This window comes from Mesorhizobium sp. M1C.F.Ca.ET.210.01.1.1 (assembly GCF_004791585.1).
Lineage (GTDB): Bacteria > Pseudomonadota > Alphaproteobacteria > Rhizobiales > Rhizobiaceae > Mesorhizobium.
This window is the reverse complement of record NZ_SRUU01000190.1, coordinates 1-301: the sequence shown is the minus strand read 5'-3', so window position 1 is coordinate 301 and position 301 is coordinate 1. Positions and strand designations below refer to the sequence as shown.

General features: G+C 65.8%; 1 pseudogene. It reads right to left on the bottom strand.

The window, feature by feature from the left end:
- A pseudogene (locus EN853_RS33525) lies at positions 1-301 on the bottom strand (dimethylglycine dehydrogenase); the annotation flags it as partial.

The window sequence follows — 301 nt, the reverse complement described above, 5'->3', positions numbered from 1 at the left end:
CGCGGACTCGTTGCTGCCAGGGCCCCTCGCGGCGGAAGGTCAGCGTGGCTTCCTCGGAGATGTCGTCGCCGTCCTGCGCGTACCAGGTGGCGCGTTCCCAGCCATTATAGGCATCGAAGCGGGCGCCCAGCGCCTTGATGCGATCGTGGATCGGCGACAGTTTCCTGTCGCGGCCTTCCGGCCAGGCGTGGCGGGGGAACTGGATGGCGTATTCGTTGCCGTAGATTTCCAGGCCCTTGGCGACGCAATAGTCGGGCGCTGAAGCAAAGGAGGTGAAGCGGCGCGGATCGCAGGACCACAT